The following is a 17,639-nucleotide window of genomic DNA, read 5'->3' on the forward strand; positions in this document are numbered from 1 at the left end:
GCGGGTGCAGCATGGCCGACGCAGACACACAGATGCTGATCGCCGACATGGCCGTGCGGGCTCGCACCGCGGCGCGCCGACTGGCGGCGATGACCAGCGAGCAAAAGAGCCGCGCCCTGCTTTCGGCGGCGCAGGCGATCCGCGATGCGAGCGAGGCGATCGTCGCTGCGAATGCGCAGGACATGTCGGCGGCGGAGGCCTCGGGGCTGTCGGGCGCGCTGCTCGACCGGTTGCGGCTCGATGCCGCGCGAGTCGAAGCGACCGCGGCGGGGGTCGAGGCCGTGGCGAAGCTCGACGATCCCGTCGGCACGCTGATCGAGCGCGTCGATCGGCCGAACGGCTTGGTGCTGACGCGGGTGCGCATCCCGATCGGAGTGATCGGCATCATCTATGAGAGCCGGCCCAACGTCACCGCCGATGCCGGCGCGCTCTGCGCGATGTCGGGCAACGCAGCGATCCTGCGCGGCGGCTCCGAGGCGATCCGCAGCAATCGCGCGATCCACGCAGCGTTGGCGCTGGGTCTCGAGGCGGGCGGAATGCCCGCCGACGCGATCCAGCTCGTCCCGGTTACCGATCGTGCCGCGGTCGGCGCGATGCTCACTGCCGAAGGTGCGATCGATATGATCGTCCCGCGCGGGGGCAAGAGCCTCGTCGCGCGCGTCCAGGCCGAGGCGCGCGTCCCGGTGCTCGCGCATCTCGACGGGCTCAACCACACCTATATCGATCGCGCCGCCGATCCGGCGATGGCGCGCGACCTCGCGCTCAACGCCAAGATGCGCCGCACCGGCATCTGCGGCGCGACCGAGACGCTGCTGATCGACCGCGGCTTCGCCGATCCCGCGCCGGTGCTGGCGGCGCTGGCCGAGGCCGGGTGCGAGCTGCGCGGCGACGCCGAGGTCCAGGCGATCGAGCCGCGCGTCGTCGCTGCGAGCAGCGAGGATTGGGATACCGAATATCTCGACGCGATCCTTTCGGTGAAGCTGGTCGACGGCGTCGACGCGGCGATGGCGCACATCGCCGCGCACGGATCGCATCACACCGACGCGATCGTCACCGAGGACATCGCCACCGCCGAGCGGTTCCTGGGCGAAGTCGACAGCGCGATCGTGATGTGGAACGCCTCGACTCAATTCGCCGATGGCGGCGAGTTCGGGCTCGGCGCCGAGATCGGCATCTCCACCGGCCGGCTGCATGCCCGCGGCCCCGTCGCGCTGGAGGGGCTGACGACCTACAAATGGGTGGTCCGGGGGAGCGGACAGGCGCGGCCTTGAAGCCCGCGCCTCGAAGGCGTAGGTTGACGCCGTGAACAAACCGATGACCATCGTTGCCGATCTTAGCCCCGACACGGCTGCCGAAGTGGCGCGGATTATCGAGTTGCGTGGCTGTAGCTTTACCGACTTCGCGATCGAGGCAATCGAGCGTGCGGTTGCAGCGGAAAGCGAGTTCATGGCCTTCATCCAGGAAGGCATAGACGATCTTGAGGCGGGCCGCGTGGTGGATCACGCCACGGTCATGGCAGAACTAGACCAAAGGATCGCCAAGCACGAGGCGCGATGCGGCCGGTAATCTGGTCGGAGGCATCGCTTCGGGATCTTGCGGAAATAGATGCGTTTCTCGACGAACGGGATTCCAGAATCGCATCACAGATGCTTCGAGCTGTTCGAACGGCAGTGGCGCGCTTGCAAGAATATCCACAAAACGGCTGGCACGTCCGAGGCGAGTTCCGCGTCTTCAAAGTAGCGCAAACCCCCTATCGTGTCGTCTATCGGGTGGCGGCCGAAAATCTGGAAATAGCACGCATCCGGCACGTCCGCGAAAATTGGCGCTAGCTTTGGGGAAACGCATCGGCCTCCTTGGCGGCTCGTTCAATCCGGCACATCGCGGCCACCGGAAACTCTCGCTTCACGCGCTGCGCGCGCTGGGACTCGACGAGGTATGGTGGCTGGTCTCGCCCGGCAATCCGCTCAAGCCCGTCAAGGGCATGGCGCCCTTCCCCGCCCGGCTCGCCTCGGCTCGCCGGATCGCGCGCCACGCGCCGATCCGCGCAACGGCGATCGAGGCACGGCTCAAGACCCGCTACACCGCCGACACGCTCGACAAGCTGGTGCGCCTCCACCCCAAACATCGTTTCATCTGGCTGATGGGCGCCGACAATCTCGCCCAGTTCCACCAGTGGCGCGACTGGCGCGGGATTGCCCGGCAGGTTCCGATTGCGGTGATTGCGCGTCCGGGCTATGATGCCCGAGCTCACGCAAGTCCTGCGATGAGTTGGCTGCGGCGCGCTGTGCGGCCCGCAGGCCAGGCGAAGAAATGGACGCGTTGGAGATTGCCGGCCGTCGTGCTGCTGCGCTTTCGCCCCGATCCGACTTCGGCGACTCGCATTCGCGCCGCCGATCCTGCCTGGCACCGGCAATTCCCGGGCGCGCGCGCGATCCTGTCGCCGCCGCCCGTGCCGTCTCCACCATCGCATGCACAATCGTTGCAACCCTGAGGAACTAACTTGGCCACTTCTCCCAATGTGCTGCGCGGACCCGGTGCCGATGGCGTCGAGGCACTGCATGCACTCGTGATGGCTTCGCTCGACGACGACCAGGCGGTGGAAACCGTCTCGATCCCGCTCGCCGGCAAGAGCAGCATCGCCGACTATATGGTCGTCGCCTCGGGCCGCTCGACCCGCCAGGTCGCTTCGATGGCGGCCAAGCTCGCCGAGAAGATCAAGGCCGAGTTCGGTCGGAGCCCACGCGTCGAGGGCCTGCCCACCGCCGACTGGGTGCTGATCGATGCCGGCGACGTGATCGTCCACCTGTTCCGCCCCGAAGTGCGCAGCTTCTACAATCTCGAGCGGATGTGGTCGTTCGGGGAAACCGCCGGGCAGGCCTGAGCGGTCGAGGGCAGCGATGCTGCTCCATATCGTCGCGCGCGGGCGCATCGGGCGCGGGCCCGAGGCCGAGCTGGTCGAGCGCTATGTCAAGCGCGTCGCCTGGCCGACCCGGATCACCGAACTTCCCGACACCGGCGGCAAGATGCCCGAGCGCGCGCCGGGCACGCGCCTCGTCATGCTGGACGAGACCGGCGAGAACCTGCCCTCGCGCGTGATCGCCGAGCGGCTGGGACATTGGCGCGACGACGGGGTGCGCGAGGTGCGCTTCCTGATCGGCGCGGCTGACGGCTTCGACGACGCCCAGCGCGCCGAGGCCGATTTGCTGATCTCGTTCGGCCGCGCGACCTGGCCGCATCTGATGGCGCGCGCGATGCTCGCCGAGCAATTGTGGCGCGCCACCTCGATCCTTGCCAATCACCCCTATCACCGCGAAGGGTGAGCCATGGGGCCCAAGCGGAGCATCGCCACTGCCGCGACCTTGCTGGCCATGCTCGCCGCGGGGAGCATGGCGCCGGCGCAGGAGATGCGCGCGCAGCAGGCCAAGCTCAAATCGGCCACCGCCGCCTCCAATGCCGCCGATGCCCGCGCCCGCCAGCTCGAAGCCGCGGCGGCCAATGAACGCGATCGCGCGACAAAGGCGCGCGCACAGGAAGCCGCCGCCGCCGAACGGATCAAGGCGGCCGAGGCCGATATCGCTGCCGCCGAGGCGCGGATCGCGATCGTCGATCGGTTGCTCGCCAGCCAGCGCAGCCAGGTCGCCGAGCGCCAGGGTCCCATCGTCCGGCTGATCGCCGCGCTGCAATCGATGGCACGGCGCCCCGCGGTGCTCGGGCTGATCCAGCCGGGATCGACGCAGGACATGGTCCATGTTCGCGCGGTGCTCGGCACGACGCTGCCAGTAGTCGAGCGGCGCACTACCGAGATCCGCGCCGAGCTCGCTCGCGTCCAGCAGCTCCGCGTCAACGCCGACACCGCGGTGCAGAGCCTGCGCGATGGCCGCACGCGGCTGGAGGCCGAACGGATCGCGCTCGTCCAGCTCGAGGCGACCCACCGCGCACGATCGCAGGCGCTCGGACGCAGCGCCTTGGTCGAATCGGACCGCGCGCTGGCAATGGGCGAGCGCGCGCGCGACATCGTCGACCAGATGCAGAGTCAGGAGGAGGCTAACCAGGTCCAGCGCGCGCTGCTCGACCTGCCGGGCCCGCTGCCGCGGCCCGATTCGGCATCGCCTTCGCCCCCGGCAGCGCGCCCGGCCGCCTATCGCCTGCCGGTCGCCGGCCAGCTCGTCACCGGGCTCGGCGAGCTTTCCGCCACCGGGGTGCGAGCGCGCGGACTCACCCTCGCCACCACCGTCAACGCGCGCGTCGTCGCGCCCGCGGGGGGACGCGTGGTCTATGCCGGGCCCTTCCGCGGCTATGGCGGCGTCGTCATCGTCGATCATGGCGAGGGCTGGACGACGCTCGTTGCCGGGCTGGGCGGGATCGCGGTGCGCGTTGGCAACCAAGTGGCGCAGGGCGGCGTGCTCGGCCGCGCTTGGCGCGAGGGCGAGCCGCGCGTCACGATCGAGCTGCGCCGCCGCGGCCAGCCTGTCGACCTCGCGCAATTGCTGAACTGACAGGCCGTGGAAAAGCCGTTATCCTGCACTAAATCACCGAAGTCGTATTAGTTCGAAAGTCGCATGATGCTTCGTCCGCTTCTCCAGGTCACCGCCGCCGTCAGCGCGCTCGCGCTCGTTCCCGTCGCCTCAGGGGCGATGGCCGGGGTCGACACCAACAGCTATCGCGAACTCGACACCTTCATGGAGGTGTTCAGCCAGGTGAAGGCGAACTATGTCGACAAGGTCGATGACAAGACGCTGATGAAGGGCGCGATCCAGGGCATGCTCGCCGCGCTCGATCCGCATTCGAGCTTCGCTGACGGCCTCGACTTCGACAATCTCAAGATCCAGACCGAAGGCAATTACGGCGGGCTCGGCCTCACCGTCACGCAGGAAAATGGCGCGGTGAAAGTGATTTCGCCGACCGAGGACACGCCCGCAGCGCGCGCGGGAATCAAGTCCGGCGACTATATCACGCATATCGATGGCAAGTTCATCGTCGGCGGCAGCCTGGACGAGGCGATCGAGCAGATGCGCGGCCAGCCTGGCACCAAGATCAACCTGACGATCGTCCGCGCCGGCGCCGACAAGCCGCTCCAGATGAGCATGGTTCGCGAGATCATTGTCCAGAAGCCGGTCAAGTGGGAAGTCAAGGACGGCGTCGGCTATATCAACATCAACACCTTCACCGCGCAGACCGGTGCCGACACGATCAAGGCGATCCAGGGCATCGAGAAGCAGCTCGGCCACAAGCCGCTCGGCTATGTCGTCGACCTGCGCGAGAATGGCGGCGGGCTGCTGAGCGAGGCGATCGCCGTCTCCGACGTGTTCCTCAGCCATGGCGAGATCGTCTCGCAGCGCGGCCGCGAGAAGGGCGATATCGAGCGCTACTACGCCGAATCGATGGTGCCGGGCGATCTCGCCAAGGGACTGCCGGTGATCGTGCTCGTCGATTCGGGCACGGCCTCGGCCTCGGAGATCGTCGCGGGCGCGCTCCAGGACCATCATCGCGGGCTCGTCATGGGCGTGCGCAGCTTCGGCAAGGGCTCGGTGCAGACGATCCTGCCGATGGGCGCGCGCGCGGCGCTTCGGCTGACCACCGCGCGCTACTACACCCCGTCGGGGCATTCGGTGCAGGAAGGCGGGATCAAGCCCGACCTGCTCGTGCCCCAGATTTCCGACCCCGATTACAAGGACCGCACCGTGATCCGCGAGGCGGATTTGCGGAAGCACCTGATCAATTCGGAGAAGGTCGACGACGCGACGCTCGAGGACGATGCGCGTACCGACCCGCGCTTCGCGGCGACCGCCGAGGAACTGAAGAAGAAGGGCATCGAGGACTTCCAGCTCCATTACGCGCTGCAGACGATCGTTCGGTCGGGCGGCAAGCCGCAGGTCGCCGTCAAGGGCGGCCGCTAAGGCGTGCGCAGCGACGGGCTTCGCATCGCGCGATGGATCGCGCTCCTGCTTCCGGCGGCGTTGCTCGCTGGCGCCTGGGGATCGCAGCTGTTCGGGCTAGTGCCGTGCGAGATGTGCCATTGGCAGCGCTGGCCGCATTATGCCGCGATTCCGGTTGCGCTGCTCGCCTTTGCGCCGGTGGCGCGGCCGGTGAAGATGCTGTTCGTGCTGTTCGCCGGGGTGCTGATCGCCGTCAGCGGGACGATCGGGGTGTTCCACGCCGGCGTCGAATATCACTGGTGGCAGGGGATCACCGCGTGCACCGCGCCGATCGGCCATGGCGATCCGATGGAGATGCTCACCCAGGCGTTGCGCCGTCCGATCGTGCGGTGTGACGTACCGCAATGGACGCTTTTCGGAATCAGCCTGGCGGGCTTCAACGCGATCCTGTCGCTCGGCGGCGCAGTCGCGATCTTCGCCCTGGCGCCGCGAAAGGCCCGCCGATGAGCTGGAAGCCCGGTGATCGCCGCGAAGGCACCAAGGCGATGATCCGCGTCGACCAGGCCGGCGAATATGGCGCGACGCGCATCTATGCCGGGCAGCTCGCGGTGATGGGCGACCGTACACCCGCCGCACGCACGATCAACGGCATGGCCAACCAGGAGGAGCGGCACCGCGTCTTCTTCGATGCGATGATCGCGCGGCGCGGGGTGCGCCCGACGGCGCTCCAACCCTTCTGGGACGTCGCGGGCTTCGCGCTCGGCGCTGCGACGGCGGCGATCGGCCCGGCGGCGGCGATGGCGTGCACCGCCGCAGTCGAGACCGAGATCGATCTTCACTACCAGCGCCAGCTCGCCGAGCTGGGCGAGAACGACCCCGAATTGAGCCACGCCGTCGCCGAGTTTCGCGAGGAGGAGCTCGAGCATCGCGACACCGCGATCGCCCATGGCGCCGAGACTGCGGTGGCCTATCCACTACTCTCGGGAATGATCCGTCTGGGCTGCCGCGCCGCCATTGCGATCTCGAAACGGATATGACAGGCCCGGTTAAGCGTTAGACCGCCAGACCAGGTGCGAGGAGAAGCCGGATGCTCAAGCGGATCGTGATCATGGCGGGACTTGCCGCAGCCCCGTTGCTGATGCCGGTAGCGCAGGCGCAGACCGCGCAGAACGGCGTGCTGCTGATCTATGGCGAAGACAAATGCCCGACCAACGACAATGGCGAGGAGATCGTCGTCTGCCAGCGGCTCGACGAATCCGAGCGCTTCCGCATCCCGCAGACGTTGCGCGGCTCGACCGGCCGCCCGCAGGCCAATGAGAGCTGGGCGGTGCGCTCGGAAGACGCGCTCGACGCGGGCCGGATGGGCACGGGGAGCTGCTCGACCGTCGGCGCCAATGGCTCGACCGGCTGCTTCGTGCGGAATGCGACACGGGCGCGGGCCGAATCGAAGGAGCGCCGCGAGGCACAGACGGATCTGCCGCTGCCCTGATTTGCTCCGAGCGAAGCGCTCCTTCCTCCCCTCGAAACGAACGGTTATGGCTTGCTAGGCTGATTTTGCCCTTACCAGCCACGCCGGCGGCGGACGCAGCACGCAGTCGCCGATGATCCACAGCATCGCCGCCCCGCGCACCCCTGCGGCAATCGCGATATGCCCATGCGTCGTCGCGAGCCAGGCGCCCTCCAACCCGGCGAACCACCAGAATTCGGCGAAGAAGGCGGCCACGCCACCCAGCACGAACAGCGCGACAGGCCAGAGCCGAGGCGCGGTGAGCAGCAGCAGCGGATAGAGCCACAGGTCGAACTGCGGCGAATAGACCTTGTTGGTCAGCATGAACCAGGCGAGCACCGGAGTGAACAGCACCCAGAGATGGCTGCGATGCCGGCGCCAGCCGAGCGCGACGATCAGCGCGAAACCGAGCAGGAAGGCGAGCGCTGCGTAGCGGTTGCGATCGTCGACCGACGTGAACCACCAGCCCTGGTTCGCCAGCACGTCCCAGCTTGCCGCTACGGTGCCTGCGCGCTCCTGCGAGAAGCGATAGAATTCGCTCCAATTGTCGAAAGCGAACAGCGCGACCGGCGCGTTGACCAGTGCCCAGGCACCGATCGCCGCTGCCGACAGTGCCGTCGCCCGCATCAGCCGCTCGCGCCACGGCCGGGCGTCGTCGGACAAAGCGGATAGCCCGATCAGCGGCAGCGCGAGCACCGGGAACAGCTTGGCGGCCGCGCCCAGTCCTGCGGCGGCGGCAGCGGGTACCAGCCTGCCCTCGCGCGCAAGCACCATCGCGGCCACCGCGAGCGCGACCGCGCCCATGTCCCAATTATGCCCGAGATAGAGGAGGAGCGGCGGCGCGAGCACCCAGGCCCATAGCCGCTTCCGCTCCATTCCCGCGTGCAGGAACAGCTTCAGCACCAGTGCGGCGAGCAGCGCATTGACTAGCACCACGAGCCCGAGGAAATGGAAGTCGCGTGCGCGCGGACCGAACAGCAATCGTGCCGCGCTCCCCTCCGCCCAGATCTGTGCGCCGGTGAGCACGGGATACTCCATCCGCGTCTCGAAATAGGGGACTTTCCCCTCGGCGACCTGGCGGCCGTGCCAGAAGGGCATCACGTCGTTGTAGCAGCCGGTGGTGTACTGCTCGAGGTTGGTCCAGCCGCCGGGCACGCAATGCCCCTTGAACAGCCATCCGGCACTACACGTCGCCGCAAGCGCCAGCCACAGCGCGGCAATCCGCCAGTTGATCTCGCGCGGAACGGCCCTGCTCATCGCCGCGTTGCTTATCGCGCAGGTGCGTGGAGGTCCACTCGCCTCTGGACTTAGTGATTACGAGAACATAGTTAGAACATATGGCTCAGCTCGATCTCCGCGCGAAATTGGCGATTTTGGCCGACGCCGCCAAATATGATGCTTCCTGCTCGTCGTCGGGATCGGTCAAGCGCACCTCCACCGGCGGCAAGGGCATGGGCTCGACCGATGGCGGGATGGGCATCTGTCACGCCTATGCGCCCGACGGTCGCTGCATCAGCCTGCTCAAGATCCTGCTGACCAACAGCTGCATCTTCGACTGCCACTACTGCATCAACCGCAAGAGCTCGAATGTTCGCCGCGCGCGCTTCACCCCCGAGGAAGTCGTCAAGCTGACACTCAATTTCTACAAGCGCAATTATATCGAAGGGCTGTTCCTCTCCTCCGGCATCATCCGATCGTCGAACTATACGATGGAGCAGATCGTCCGCGTCGCGCAGCTGCTGCGCGAGGAGCATGATTTTCGCGGCTATATCCATTTGAAGACGATCCCCGACGCCGATCCCGAGCTGGTCCACCAGGCCGGGCTCTACGCCGATCGCGTGTCGATCAATGTCGAGCTGCCCACTGTGGCGGGGCTCACTCGGCTGGCACCCGAAAAGTCGGCGACACGGATCGAAGGCGCGATGCGCGACGTGCGCGGTGCGATCGACGATACCGGCGATGCGAAGAAGCGATTCAAATCGGCGCCCAAATTCGCCCCCGCCGGCCAATCGACCCAGATGATCGTCGGCGCCGACGCCGCGACCGACGGCGACATCATCACCCGCGCCGCCGGGCTCTACGACCGTTTCGCGCTGCGCCGCGTCTATTACTCGGCGTTTAGCCCGATCCCCGATGCGAGCGCAGTGCTCCCGCTCCAGCGCCCGCCGCTGATGCGCGAACATCGGCTTTACCAGTCCGACTGGCTGATGCGCTTCTACGACTATCAGCCGTGCGAAGTCGCCGACGCGGCCGATGCCGCGACGGGCATGCTGCCGCTCGACATCGATCCCAAGCTCGCCTGGGCACTCAAGTTTCGCGACCGCTTCCCCGTCGACGTCAACCGCGCCCCGCGCGAGGCGTTGCTCCGCGTCCCCGGGCTCGGGGTAAAGGCGGTCGATGCGATCCTCGCCGCGCGCCGCTGGCGCCGGCTGCACCTCGCCGATATCGCGCGGCTGACCGCGTCGATCAAAAAGGTCCGTCCGTTCCTCGTTGCCGAGGACTGGCGGCCGGTAGCATTGTCCGACCGCGCCGATTTGCGCACGCTCGTCGCCCCCAAGCGCGAACAGCTCGAGCTGTTCGCGGCGTGAGAATGATTCGCGGGTGAAACCTCGCCCCCTGGCCGCCGTTGGGCCAGCGAGGAGACATTCCAATGGCCCAATCCCGCATCTTCGCCGACCTGATCGCCGACCATGACCGCCAGCGCGACCTGCTCGCGCGCGTCGGCGAGACTTCGGGCGACAGCGAGGAACGTCGCGCGCTGTTCGAGGAATTGCGGCTCGAGCTCCAGGCGCATGCCGCGGCCGAGGAGGAGACGCTCTATGCGACGATGCTCGCCGATCCCGAGCTGCGCGAGGAAGCGCGCCACTCGGTTTCCGAGCACAAGGAAGTCGATGACTTTTTAGGCGAGCTGATCGAAATGGAGATGTCGTCGTCGGGTTGGTTGGTGAAGTTCAAGGAGATGCGCCACCGCTATCTCCACCATATCGACGAGGAAGAGGAAGAGATGTTCCCCACCGCCGAGAAGCGGCTCTCGGCAGCCGAGGAGGAACGGCTCGGCAAGATCTTCGAGAAACGCAAGCCCAGGGAACTCGAGCGCGCCGAGGCGCATCCGCCGGGCGACGAACGGGAATGATCAGCCCGCTGGTTGGACTGGCACGAACAGGGTGCGCTTGCCCACGCCGAGCGCGACATTCGTGGTGAAGCGGCGCACGTTCGGGTTTTCGGCCATCAGCCGGCTCATCAGCGCGTCATAGGCGCCGACGTCGGGTGCGACGACGACGAGGATGAAGTCGGCGGTGCCGGTGACGTAGTAGAATTGTTGAATGCCCTCCTCCGCCGCGAGCCATTGGCGCAGTCGCGCGAGCAGTTCGGGGCGCTCGCGCTCGATCTCCAGCGCGGTCAGGAAGAAGTTGGGCTTGCCGACCTTCATGGGATCGACCACCGCGGTGGTGGCGACGATTACGCCGTCGTCGCGCAACCGCTTGAGCCGGCGCAGCACTGCGGACGGCGATAGCCCTACGTCTTCGGCCAGCGCGTCCGCGGTTCGATCGGCATCGCGCTGGACGAGCGCGAGCAGCTTGCGGTCGAACGCGTCGAGATCGGATCTGGCCATCGCCGCCACCCTAGCGCCGATCTTCACTGGAATCCGGCATTTTGGCCGGTGCTTTCGCCAAAAATCCGCGTCGCGCGCCCGTATCTCTCCCCGCAAGGAGAGCCGCATGATCGACCATATCGAAATCCAGACCGAGCGCATGGCCGAAAGCCTGCTTTTCTACGCCAAGGCGCTGGAGCCACTCGGCTATGTCCAGAAGATCGACGGGATCGCCAAGGGGTTCGGCAACGACGGCGCGCTCGACCTGTTCCTGGTGAAGGGCGAGCCCTCGAAGCTCCACTTCGCCTTTGCCGCACCCGATCGGGCCACGGTCGATCGGATCTACGACACCGCGCGCGGCGCTCGGCTGACGCTCGATCGCGCGCCCGGGCTCGCCCCGCATATCCACCCGAACTACTATGCCGGCTATCTGCGCGATCCTGACGGGCGGCTGATCGAATTCGTGTGCCACCAGGCCGAACCCGGCTAATTAACAAGGCTGTCAATTCGTCCGCGGCTGCGTATCATGCCCGAAAAACAGGGGAGAGAGCGATGCTGCGAAGCTGGACGCTTGCCGCGCTGCTTGCCGCCGGACCGGCGGCGGCGCAAACCGTGACGGTCGAGGCCGGGCCCGATGCGCAGGAACGGCTCCAGACCGCGCTGATCGAAGCGAAGCCCGGCAGCATAATTTGGATCGGCGCAGGGCGGTTCGAGCTGACCGACGGGCTCAGCCTCGATGTCGACCGGGTGACCGTGCGCGGCGCGGGACCGGACCAGACCGTGCTCAGCTTCAAGGGCCAGCTCGGCGCGGGCGAAGGGCTGCTGGTGACGTCGGACGACGTCGTGCTGCGCGGCTTCGCGGTCGAGGACAGCAAGGGCGACGGGATCAAGTCCAAGGGCGCCGACCGCATCGTCTACAAGGACATCCGAGTCGAATGGACCGGCGGGCCCAAGCAGACCAACGGCGCGTACGGCGTCTATCCGGTATCGAGCACGACGATCCTGATCGACGGCGTAGAAGTGAAGGGTGCGTCGGACGCTGGGATCTATGTCGGACAGTCCGAGCAGATCGTGGTGCGCAATTCGCGCGTATCGGGCAACGTCGCCGGGATCGAGATCGAGAACAGCCGCCACGCCGATGTCTTCGGGAATCTCGCCACCGGCAATACCGGCGGCATCCTGGTGTTCGACATGCCGAGCTTGCCCAAGATGGGTGGCGGCGAGGTGCGCGTGTTCGAGAACCGGGTGATCGACAACAACCAGGCCAATTTCGCGCCCAAGGGCAATATCGTCGCGACCGTGCCGCCGGGGACGGGCGTGCTGATCATGGCCAACGACAATGTCCATGTGATGCGCAACGAACTGTCAGGCAATGCCACTGCGAACGTGATGATCACCGCCTATCGCCAGAGCTATGACGATCCCAAGTTCAAGCCGGTGCCGACACGGATCATGGTTGCCGGGAACAAGCACGGCCGCGCAGGCTATGCGCCGGGCTTTCCGGGCGGCGATCAGGTTGCCGCTGCTCTGGGGGGCATGATCCCGCCCGTGCTTTGGGACGGCAGCGGTGATCCTGCCACGCTGCGGGTGCGCGACGGAGTGCCGGTGCTGAGCATGGGATTGCAGCAGGGCGCGCCGATCGAGACCGCCAAGCCCGCCCCGGTCGAGCTCAATGGTGCCGAGGCGCCGATTCCTGCAACAGTGGTGCTCCCCGCGGCGATGGAGGCGGCGGCCAAGTGAAGGCGCTCGCCGCGGCGGTGCTGCTGTTCTGTGCGGCGCTCGCCGGGCGGCCGGGTGACGTGAATGACGCGGCAATCACTGGCGAAGCATTGCCGGCCAGGCTCTCCGACTATGGCTTCTTCACCGATCTCGCCGGCGAGATCCCCGCGGCGCGGGTGACGCCCTATGATCTCGAGACGCAGCTCTTCTCGGATTACGCCGCCAAGCATCGCTATCTTTACGTTCCAGCGGGACAAAAGGCGCGGTACGACGCCGAGGCGGCGCTGGACCTGCCGGTGGGCAGCGCGATCATCAAGACATTCGGCTATCCGCAGCGCGGCAGGTTCAAGCCACTGGAAACGCGGCTGCTGCTGCGGCGTGCGAGCGGGTGGGTGGCGCTGCCCTATGTGTGGAACGCCGAAGGGAGCGAGGCGCTGCTCAAGCGCGCGGGGACTCGGATTCCGGTGACCTTCACCGATCCTTCCGGCGCGCCACGCAGCATCAGCTATGCCGTGCCCAACCAGAACCAGTGCAAGGACTGCCATGCGCTGTCCGGCGCGATCATGCCTATCGGAATGAAGGCGCGCTATCTCCATCACGACGGCCAGCTCGAGAAGCTGGTAGCCGCCGGTATGCTCGACCGGTCGCCGGGAGATGCGCCAAGGGTAGCGCGGTGGAACGATGCCAGAGCGCCGATCGAGGCGCGGGCGCGCGCCTATCTGGAGATCAACTGCGCGCATTGCCACAACCCAGCCGGTGCGGCGTCGAACTCGGGACTGTTCCTGGAACTGTCGCGCGCCGATCCGGTGGCGCTCGGCATCGGCAAGCGCCCGGTGGCAGCAGGACGCGGCAGCGGCGGGCGCGACTTCGCGATCGCGCCGGGCGATCCGGATGCTTCGATCCTGATCTATCGGATGGAAAGCACCGATCCGGGGGTCGCGATGCCCGAGCTAGGGCGGGCGACGGTGCACGCCGAGGGGGTGGCGCTGTTGCGCGAATGGATTGCTTCGATGCCGAAATCCAATGATGCACGTTAACGGGTGTCAGGAGAGCGTGTGCGCGTCGTAAGCTTGTCGGCAGAGGATGATTTCGAAGGCTGGCGCGATGCGGCGCGGGCACTGGCCGGCGCGCGTGTGGCGCCCTCCGACGTGGTCTGGCAGGTCGGCGACCGGCTCGCGGACCTGTTCGGCGACGAGGCAATGCTGCCCCCTGCCGCCCCCCGCGCGCTCCAGGTGCCCCGCGCGTTCCTGGATCTCGCCCAGACCGTCGTCCTCCATGGCGATCCCGAGCGTTTCGCTTTGCTCTACACGCTGCTGGCGAGCGGCCCGCGCCGAATAGACGACCGGGCCGATCCGTTGGTCCGCCGGCTCGAAGGGATGGCGCGCGAGGTGCGGCGCGACATCCATAAGATGCGGGCGTTCGTTCGCTTTCGCGAAGTGCAAGACGCGGATGGCGTGCGCTTTGTCGCGTGGTTCGAGCCCGAGCATCATATCGTGCGCGCCAATGCACGCTTCTTCGTCGAGCGCTTCGCGAACATGCGCTGGTCGATCCTGACGCCCGAATTGTCGCTGCACTGGGACGGCGAGGCGCTGGCCGAGGGGCCGGGCGCTTCGAAGGCCGATGCGCCAGGCGACGATCCGGTCGAAGACGTCTGGAAGACCTATTATGCGTCGATCTTCAATCCTGCGCGACTAAAGACCGGGGCGATGCTCAAGGAGATGCCGCGGAAATACTGGAAGAATATGCCCGAGACCGCACTGGTCAAGGAACTGATTGCGGGCGCGCGCCAGCGGGAGACGGCGATGGTGGCCAAGGCGCGCAGCGAGATCGGTGGCAATATCGAAGGCGCCTGGGCGGCACTGCGCGACGAGGCCGCGGATTGCACGCGCTGCCATCTCCGCAAGCATGCGACCCAGACCGTGTTCGGCGAAGGCCCCGTCGACGCGCGCCTGATGTTCGTCGGCGAGCAGCCCGGCGACCAGGAGGATTTGGCCGGGCGACCGTTCGTCGGGCCGGCGGGGCAGATGTTCGACAGCGCGATCGGCGCGGCCGGGATCGACCGCGATACGGTGTACGTCACGAATGCGGTCAAGCACTTCAAGTTCGAGCCGCGCGGCAAGCGGCGCATCCATTCCAAGCCCGATGCCGGCGAGATCCAGGCATGCCGCTGGTGGTACGAACAGGAACGGCTGCTGGTGAAGCCGGCGATGACGGTGGCGCTGGGCGCGACCGCGGCGCGGCAGATGCTGGGTAAGGTGGTGACGATCACCGCCGCGCGCGGGCGGATATTGGAGCTTCCCGACGGTGGGCGCGGCTGGGTGACGATTCACCCGAGCTTCCTGTTGCGTTTGCCGGACAAGGCGCGCGCGGAGGAGGAATATGCCGCTTTCGTCGAGGATCTAAAGGGCGCGATGAAGGCGCTGGGCTAACCCACCCTGCCCGTTCGTTTCGAGCGTAGTCGAGAAGCGGCAAAGTCACGTTCGGCCTCGGCTTCTCGACTTCGCTCGAAACGAACGGCGGTTTCAGAGCTTGTCCGGGTCCGGTCCCAGCCGCCCCTCGGGATCATTCAGCGTGTCGATCGTCGCGATGTCCTGATGGGTGAGCGACACCGCATGCGCCGCAAGGTTCGACGCAAGCCGCTCCCGCGACGAAGCCTTGGGAATCACGGCCAGCCCATGATGGAGGTGCCAGGCCAGGATCGCCTGCGCGGGAGTGCAGCCGCGCGCCTGCGCGATGCGGACGATTTCGGGATGCGACAGCAGCGTGCCCTGGCCAAGCGGGCCCCAGCTCTGCGTGACGATATCGTGCTCGGCATGGAAGGCACGGGCCTCGCGCTGCTGGAAGCCGGGGTGGAGCTCGATCTGGTTGAGCGCGGGGGCCACCCCAGTCGCGTCGATAATCGCGCGGAGATGGCCGGGTGAGAAGTTCGAGACGCCGATCGACTTGGCGCGCCCCTCGTCGCGCAGCCGCACCAGCGCCTTCCAGGTTTCGACATAAGTGCCGAGCGACGGCATCGGCCAGTGGATCAGATAGAGGTCGACGCTATCGCGCCCGAGCTTTTCGAGGCTCGTATCGAACGCCCGCAGCGTCGAGTCATGGCCCATGTCGCTGCGCCACAACTTGGTGGTGACGAAGATGTCGTCGCGGTCGCCCAAGCCCGCAGCGACGCCGCGCTCGTTGCCGTAGAAGGCAGCGGTATCGACCAGCTTGTAGCCGACCTCGAGCGCCGCGCGGGTGATCCGCCCCGCGTCGGCGTCGGGCACGAGATAGGTGCCAAAGCCGATCGCGGGGATCGTGCGGCCATCGTTCATCGTCAGCATATCGGGCATGTGCGCGGCTTAGCCGCGCGTCGCGCGCTCGGCAATCGCACGGACCTTTTCGGCACGGCCGGGCGCGAGCTTCTCGACCATCGCCCGGTAGCGCGCGACGGTCTCCGCGTCCGCACGTTCGGGCGAGCCGCTGTCGAAGGGCGGCGCAGGATCGTATTCTAGGCTCAGTTGGACGAACTTCGCATGTTCCTCGCCGCGGATCGCAGCGGTGAGCGTGAGGGCGAAGTCGATCCCCGCGGTCACGCCCCCGCCGCTAACCCGGTTGCGATCGAACACGACGCGCTCGGCCACCGGCTCAGCGCCGAACCAGGCAAGCTGGTCGCGCGACGCCCAGTGGCAGGCGGCGCGATAGCCGGTGAGCAGCCCGGCTGCGGCGAGGAGCAGCGCTCCGGTGCACACGCTGGTCACCCATTGCGCCGTCCCGGCGACCTGCCGGAGCCAGGCAAGCGTCGTCTCGTCCTCCATCGCCGCGACGGTGCCGAAGCCGCCGGGGACGCAGAGGATGTCGGTGCGCGGCACCTGCGCGAAGGCCGCGGTGGGCAGCAGCGCGAACTGCGCGTCGGTGAGAACCGGATCGCGCGTCTTGGCGACCAGGTCGAGCTTCACATCGCCCAGCCGCGACAGCACCTGCGCGGGCCCCGTGAGATCGAGCTGGGTGAGATTGGGATAGAGCAGGAAGGCGATATGGAGCGGCGCGACTTCGGACAAGGTTTCCTCCAGCACTGCGCAGCTGCCCAATCCGGCTCCCTCGAAGCTCCATCCCAGCGCTAGTCACGCGGATGCGGCAAGGTTATGCCGCACCCAGTCGCCGTGCAAGCTCAGCCGCCGAGCGCCTGCCGCGTCCTGGCGCCGACGATGCCATCGGCGCCCAAGCCGTGCTGCTTCTGGAACGCAATCACTGCGTTCTTGGTCGCCGGGCCGAAATCACCATCGGGGGTGACGCCGAGCTTGCCCTGCAGCCATTTCACGTCCTCGCCCTCGTCGCCCATCTTGAGCGTGCGCTGGGTGCCCTCGGTGCGCGGCGGGGCGATCGAATGCAGCGTATAGGCGGCCGCCAGCTTGGCGTCGTAGCGGTTCTTGAGATAGGCCGGGCCGTTATAGCCTCGCGCGAAGCCGGCCCAGTCGCGCCGGCACAGCTCGTCGTCGAGCTTGTTGAGCTGGACGAAGCTCACGAACGCCTTGAGGTGATCGTCCTCCGAATTGCACATGCCGCGGCAGAATGCCTCGACATCCGGCGAGCCGAGCGACGTGGCGTGATACCCCATGATCTGGAAGGCGCCCCAGCTCGCCGATTCGAGCGCCGCCTTGCGATCGAGCGCGGCAGCGGCGAGCAGCCGGTCATATTCGGCGGCACCGCCTTTGTACCCGCCGGGATCGCGCGACGAGATGTCGGGGTGCGAGGCGTCGAACCTGCCGCCGGTGCGCTTGCTGAAAACGTGCCGCTCGAACAGGATCTTGGGACGGGTGTCGGGCAGGAAGCCGCCGCGGCTCTCGACATCGATCACCGCCTTCACGGCGGCAACGTCGCAGCCTATATCGTCGGCGGCCTTCTGGATGGCGCCCTCGCTGAAACGCGTGGCTGGTCCGGTAAATTCGGTCATCGCTCACTCCCCCAA

General features: G+C 67.1%; 22 protein-coding genes. 17 read left to right on the forward strand and 5 right to left on the reverse strand.

Annotated features, from left to right (window positions below):
* Positions 1-11: 11 nt before the first annotated feature.
* From RZN05_RS14165 to RZN05_RS14210, 11 genes are all read left to right on the forward strand, one after another.
* Complete coding sequence (locus RZN05_RS14165; RefSeq protein ID WP_317227250.1) at positions 12-1,271, forward strand: glutamate-5-semialdehyde dehydrogenase; 1,260 nt, start codon at positions 12-14, stop codon at positions 1,269-1,271.
* A gap of 43 nt (positions 1,272-1,314) precedes the next feature.
* A complete protein-coding gene (locus RZN05_RS14170; protein WP_317227251.1) occupies positions 1,315-1,566 on the forward strand; it encodes a CopG family ribbon-helix-helix protein in 252 nt (83 codons plus the stop codon).
* Positions 1,554-1,829, forward strand: a complete 276-nt coding sequence (locus RZN05_RS20675) for a type II toxin-antitoxin system RelE/ParE family toxin (RefSeq protein WP_394804806.1) — start codon at positions 1,554-1,556, stop codon at positions 1,827-1,829. The genes RZN05_RS14170 and RZN05_RS20675 overlap by 13 nt, the downstream gene beginning before the upstream one ends.
* A gap of 2 nt (positions 1,830-1,831) precedes the next feature.
* Complete coding sequence (locus RZN05_RS14175; protein ID WP_317227252.1) at positions 1,832-2,491, forward strand: nicotinate-nucleotide adenylyltransferase; 660 nt, start codon at positions 1,832-1,834, stop codon at positions 2,489-2,491.
* 78 nt (positions 2,492-2,569) lie between these two features.
* Entirely contained in the window at positions 2,570-2,881 is a 312-nt protein-coding gene (gene rsfS / locus RZN05_RS14180) for a ribosome silencing factor (RefSeq protein ID WP_317227631.1), read from the forward strand.
* 16 nt (positions 2,882-2,897) lie between these two features.
* Positions 2,898-3,320 carry a 23S rRNA (pseudouridine(1915)-N(3))-methyltransferase RlmH gene (locus RZN05_RS14185; protein ID WP_317227253.1) on the forward strand — a complete coding sequence of 141 codons (423 nt, stop codon included), beginning with the start codon at positions 2,898-2,900 and terminating at the stop codon, positions 3,318-3,320.
* 3 nt (positions 3,321-3,323) lie between these two features.
* A complete protein-coding gene (locus RZN05_RS14190) occupies positions 3,324-4,496 on the forward strand; it encodes a murein hydrolase activator EnvC family protein (protein ID WP_317227254.1) in 1,173 nt (390 codons plus the stop codon).
* A 66-nt stretch (positions 4,497-4,562) separates the two neighbouring features.
* Positions 4,563-5,897, forward strand: coding sequence for a S41 family peptidase (locus RZN05_RS14195; protein WP_317227632.1), 1,335 nt, complete (start codon positions 4,563-4,565; stop codon positions 5,895-5,897).
* A gap of 3 nt (positions 5,898-5,900) precedes the next feature.
* A complete protein-coding gene (locus RZN05_RS14200) occupies positions 5,901-6,383 on the forward strand; it encodes a disulfide bond formation protein B (RefSeq protein ID WP_317227255.1) in 483 nt (160 codons plus the stop codon).
* Positions 6,380-6,913, forward strand: a complete 534-nt coding sequence (locus tag RZN05_RS14205) for a demethoxyubiquinone hydroxylase family protein (RefSeq protein ID WP_317227256.1) — start codon at positions 6,380-6,382, stop codon at positions 6,911-6,913. The genes RZN05_RS14200 and RZN05_RS14205 overlap by 4 nt, the downstream gene beginning before the upstream one ends.
* Before the next feature lie 50 nt (positions 6,914-6,963).
* A complete protein-coding gene (locus RZN05_RS14210; protein ID WP_317227257.1) occupies positions 6,964-7,365 on the forward strand; it encodes a hypothetical protein in 402 nt (133 codons plus the stop codon).
* A gap of 54 nt (positions 7,366-7,419) precedes the next feature.
* Here the strand turns inward: RZN05_RS14210 and RZN05_RS14215 are convergent, their stop codons facing one another.
* Complete coding sequence (locus RZN05_RS14215; RefSeq protein WP_317227258.1) at positions 7,420-8,640, reverse strand: glycosyltransferase 87 family protein; 1,221 nt, start codon at positions 8,638-8,640, stop codon at positions 7,420-7,422.
* Positions 8,641-8,720: 80 nt separating this feature from the next.
* Here RZN05_RS14215 and RZN05_RS14220 point away from each other — a divergent pair, with 80 nt between their 5' ends.
* Both RZN05_RS14220 and RZN05_RS14225 read left to right on the forward strand, forming a co-directional pair.
* The gene (locus tag RZN05_RS14220) at positions 8,721-9,971 is read left to right on the forward strand and encodes a putative DNA modification/repair radical SAM protein (RefSeq protein ID WP_317227259.1); all 1,251 of its coding nucleotides are present in this window, start codon (positions 8,721-8,723) and stop codon (positions 9,969-9,971) included.
* Between the two features lie 62 nt (positions 9,972-10,033).
* Positions 10,034-10,516, forward strand: a complete 483-nt coding sequence (locus tag RZN05_RS14225; RefSeq protein WP_317227260.1) for a hemerythrin domain-containing protein — start codon at positions 10,034-10,036, stop codon at positions 10,514-10,516.
* Here the strand turns inward: RZN05_RS14225 and RZN05_RS14230 are convergent, their stop codons facing one another.
* The gene (locus RZN05_RS14230; RefSeq protein ID WP_317227261.1) at positions 10,517-10,996 is read right to left on the reverse strand and encodes an Lrp/AsnC family transcriptional regulator; all 480 of its coding nucleotides are present in this window, start codon (positions 10,994-10,996) and stop codon (positions 10,517-10,519) included. It lies immediately after the preceding gene.
* 106 nt (positions 10,997-11,102) lie between these two features.
* Here RZN05_RS14230 and RZN05_RS14235 point away from each other — a divergent pair, with 106 nt between their 5' ends.
* The 4 genes from RZN05_RS14235 to RZN05_RS14250 all read left to right on the forward strand — a co-directional run bounded on the left by RZN05_RS14235 (position 11,103) and on the right by RZN05_RS14250 (position 15,123).
* Positions 11,103-11,465, forward strand: coding sequence for a VOC family protein (locus RZN05_RS14235; protein WP_317227262.1), 363 nt, complete (start codon positions 11,103-11,105; stop codon positions 11,463-11,465).
* Positions 11,466-11,527: 62 nt separating this feature from the next.
* Positions 11,528-12,715 (forward strand): parallel beta-helix domain-containing protein, encoded by a 1,188-nt coding sequence (locus tag RZN05_RS14240; RefSeq protein WP_317227263.1) that lies wholly within the window; start codon positions 11,528-11,530, stop codon positions 12,713-12,715.
* On the forward strand, positions 12,712-13,731 hold the full coding sequence (locus RZN05_RS14245) for an SO2930 family diheme c-type cytochrome (RefSeq protein ID WP_317227264.1): 1,020 nt from the start codon (positions 12,712-12,714) through the stop codon (positions 13,729-13,731). Before RZN05_RS14240 ends, RZN05_RS14245 begins: the two co-directional genes overlap by 4 nt.
* Positions 13,732-13,749: 18 nt before the next feature.
* Positions 13,750-15,123, forward strand: coding sequence for a UdgX family uracil-DNA binding protein (locus RZN05_RS14250; protein WP_317227265.1), 1,374 nt, complete (start codon positions 13,750-13,752; stop codon positions 15,121-15,123).
* A 93-nt stretch (positions 15,124-15,216) separates the two neighbouring features.
* On the opposite strand, the gene RZN05_RS14255 is transcribed toward RZN05_RS14250, so the two are convergent.
* The 3 genes from RZN05_RS14255 to RZN05_RS14265 form a co-directional block, all read right to left on the reverse strand.
* A complete protein-coding gene (locus RZN05_RS14255; RefSeq protein WP_317227266.1) occupies positions 15,217-16,023 on the reverse strand; it encodes an aldo/keto reductase in 807 nt (268 codons plus the stop codon).
* Between the two features lie 9 nt (positions 16,024-16,032).
* Positions 16,033-16,761, reverse strand: coding sequence for a DJ-1/PfpI family protein (locus tag RZN05_RS14260; RefSeq protein WP_317227267.1), 729 nt, complete (start codon positions 16,759-16,761; stop codon positions 16,033-16,035).
* An 80-nt stretch (positions 16,762-16,841) separates the two neighbouring features.
* Entirely contained in the window at positions 16,842-17,624 is a 783-nt protein-coding gene (locus RZN05_RS14265; RefSeq protein ID WP_317227268.1) for an N-acetylmuramidase domain-containing protein, read from the reverse strand.
* Positions 17,625-17,639: the final 15 nt, after the last annotated feature.

Source organism: Sphingomonas sp. HF-S4 (assembly GCF_032911445.1).
GTDB lineage: Bacteria > Pseudomonadota > Alphaproteobacteria > Sphingomonadales > Sphingomonadaceae > Sphingomonas > Sphingomonas agrestis.

Coding starts and splice junctions, on each gene's coding strand:
- RZN05_RS14165 (WP_317227250.1), top strand. CDS start 12: ATGGCCGACGCAGACACACAGATGCTGATCGCCGACATGGCCGTGCGG.
- RZN05_RS14170 (WP_317227251.1), top strand. CDS start 1,315: ATGACCATCGTTGCCGATCTTAGCCCCGACACGGCTGCCGAAGTGGCG.
- RZN05_RS20675 (WP_394804806.1), top strand. CDS start 1,554: ATGCGGCCGGTAATCTGGTCGGAGGCATCGCTTCGGGATCTTGCGGAA.
- rsfS (WP_317227631.1), top strand. CDS start 2,570: ATGGCTTCGCTCGACGACGACCAGGCGGTGGAAACCGTCTCGATCCCG.
- RZN05_RS14185 (WP_317227253.1), top strand. CDS start 2,898: ATGCTGCTCCATATCGTCGCGCGCGGGCGCATCGGGCGCGGGCCCGAG.
- RZN05_RS14190 (WP_317227254.1), top strand. CDS start 3,324: ATGGGGCCCAAGCGGAGCATCGCCACTGCCGCGACCTTGCTGGCCATG.
- RZN05_RS14195 (WP_317227632.1), top strand. CDS start 4,563: ATGCTTCGTCCGCTTCTCCAGGTCACCGCCGCCGTCAGCGCGCTCGCG.
- RZN05_RS14205 (WP_317227256.1), top strand. CDS start 6,380: ATGAGCTGGAAGCCCGGTGATCGCCGCGAAGGCACCAAGGCGATGATC.
- RZN05_RS14210 (WP_317227257.1), top strand. CDS start 6,964: ATGCTCAAGCGGATCGTGATCATGGCGGGACTTGCCGCAGCCCCGTTG.
- RZN05_RS14215 (WP_317227258.1), bottom strand. CDS start 8,640: ATGAGCAGGGCCGTTCCGCGCGAGATCAACTGGCGGATTGCCGCGCTG.
- RZN05_RS14220 (WP_317227259.1), top strand. CDS start 8,721: ATGGCTCAGCTCGATCTCCGCGCGAAATTGGCGATTTTGGCCGACGCC.
- RZN05_RS14225 (WP_317227260.1), top strand. CDS start 10,034: ATGGCCCAATCCCGCATCTTCGCCGACCTGATCGCCGACCATGACCGC.
- RZN05_RS14230 (WP_317227261.1), bottom strand. CDS start 10,996: ATGGCCAGATCCGATCTCGACGCGTTCGACCGCAAGCTGCTCGCGCTC.
- RZN05_RS14235 (WP_317227262.1), top strand. CDS start 11,103: ATGATCGACCATATCGAAATCCAGACCGAGCGCATGGCCGAAAGCCTG.
- RZN05_RS14240 (WP_317227263.1), top strand. CDS start 11,528: ATGCTGCGAAGCTGGACGCTTGCCGCGCTGCTTGCCGCCGGACCGGCG.
- RZN05_RS14255 (WP_317227266.1), bottom strand. CDS start 16,023: ATGCCCGATATGCTGACGATGAACGATGGCCGCACGATCCCCGCGATC.
- RZN05_RS14265 (WP_317227268.1), bottom strand. CDS start 17,624: ATGACCGAATTTACCGGACCAGCCACGCGTTTCAGCGAGGGCGCCATC.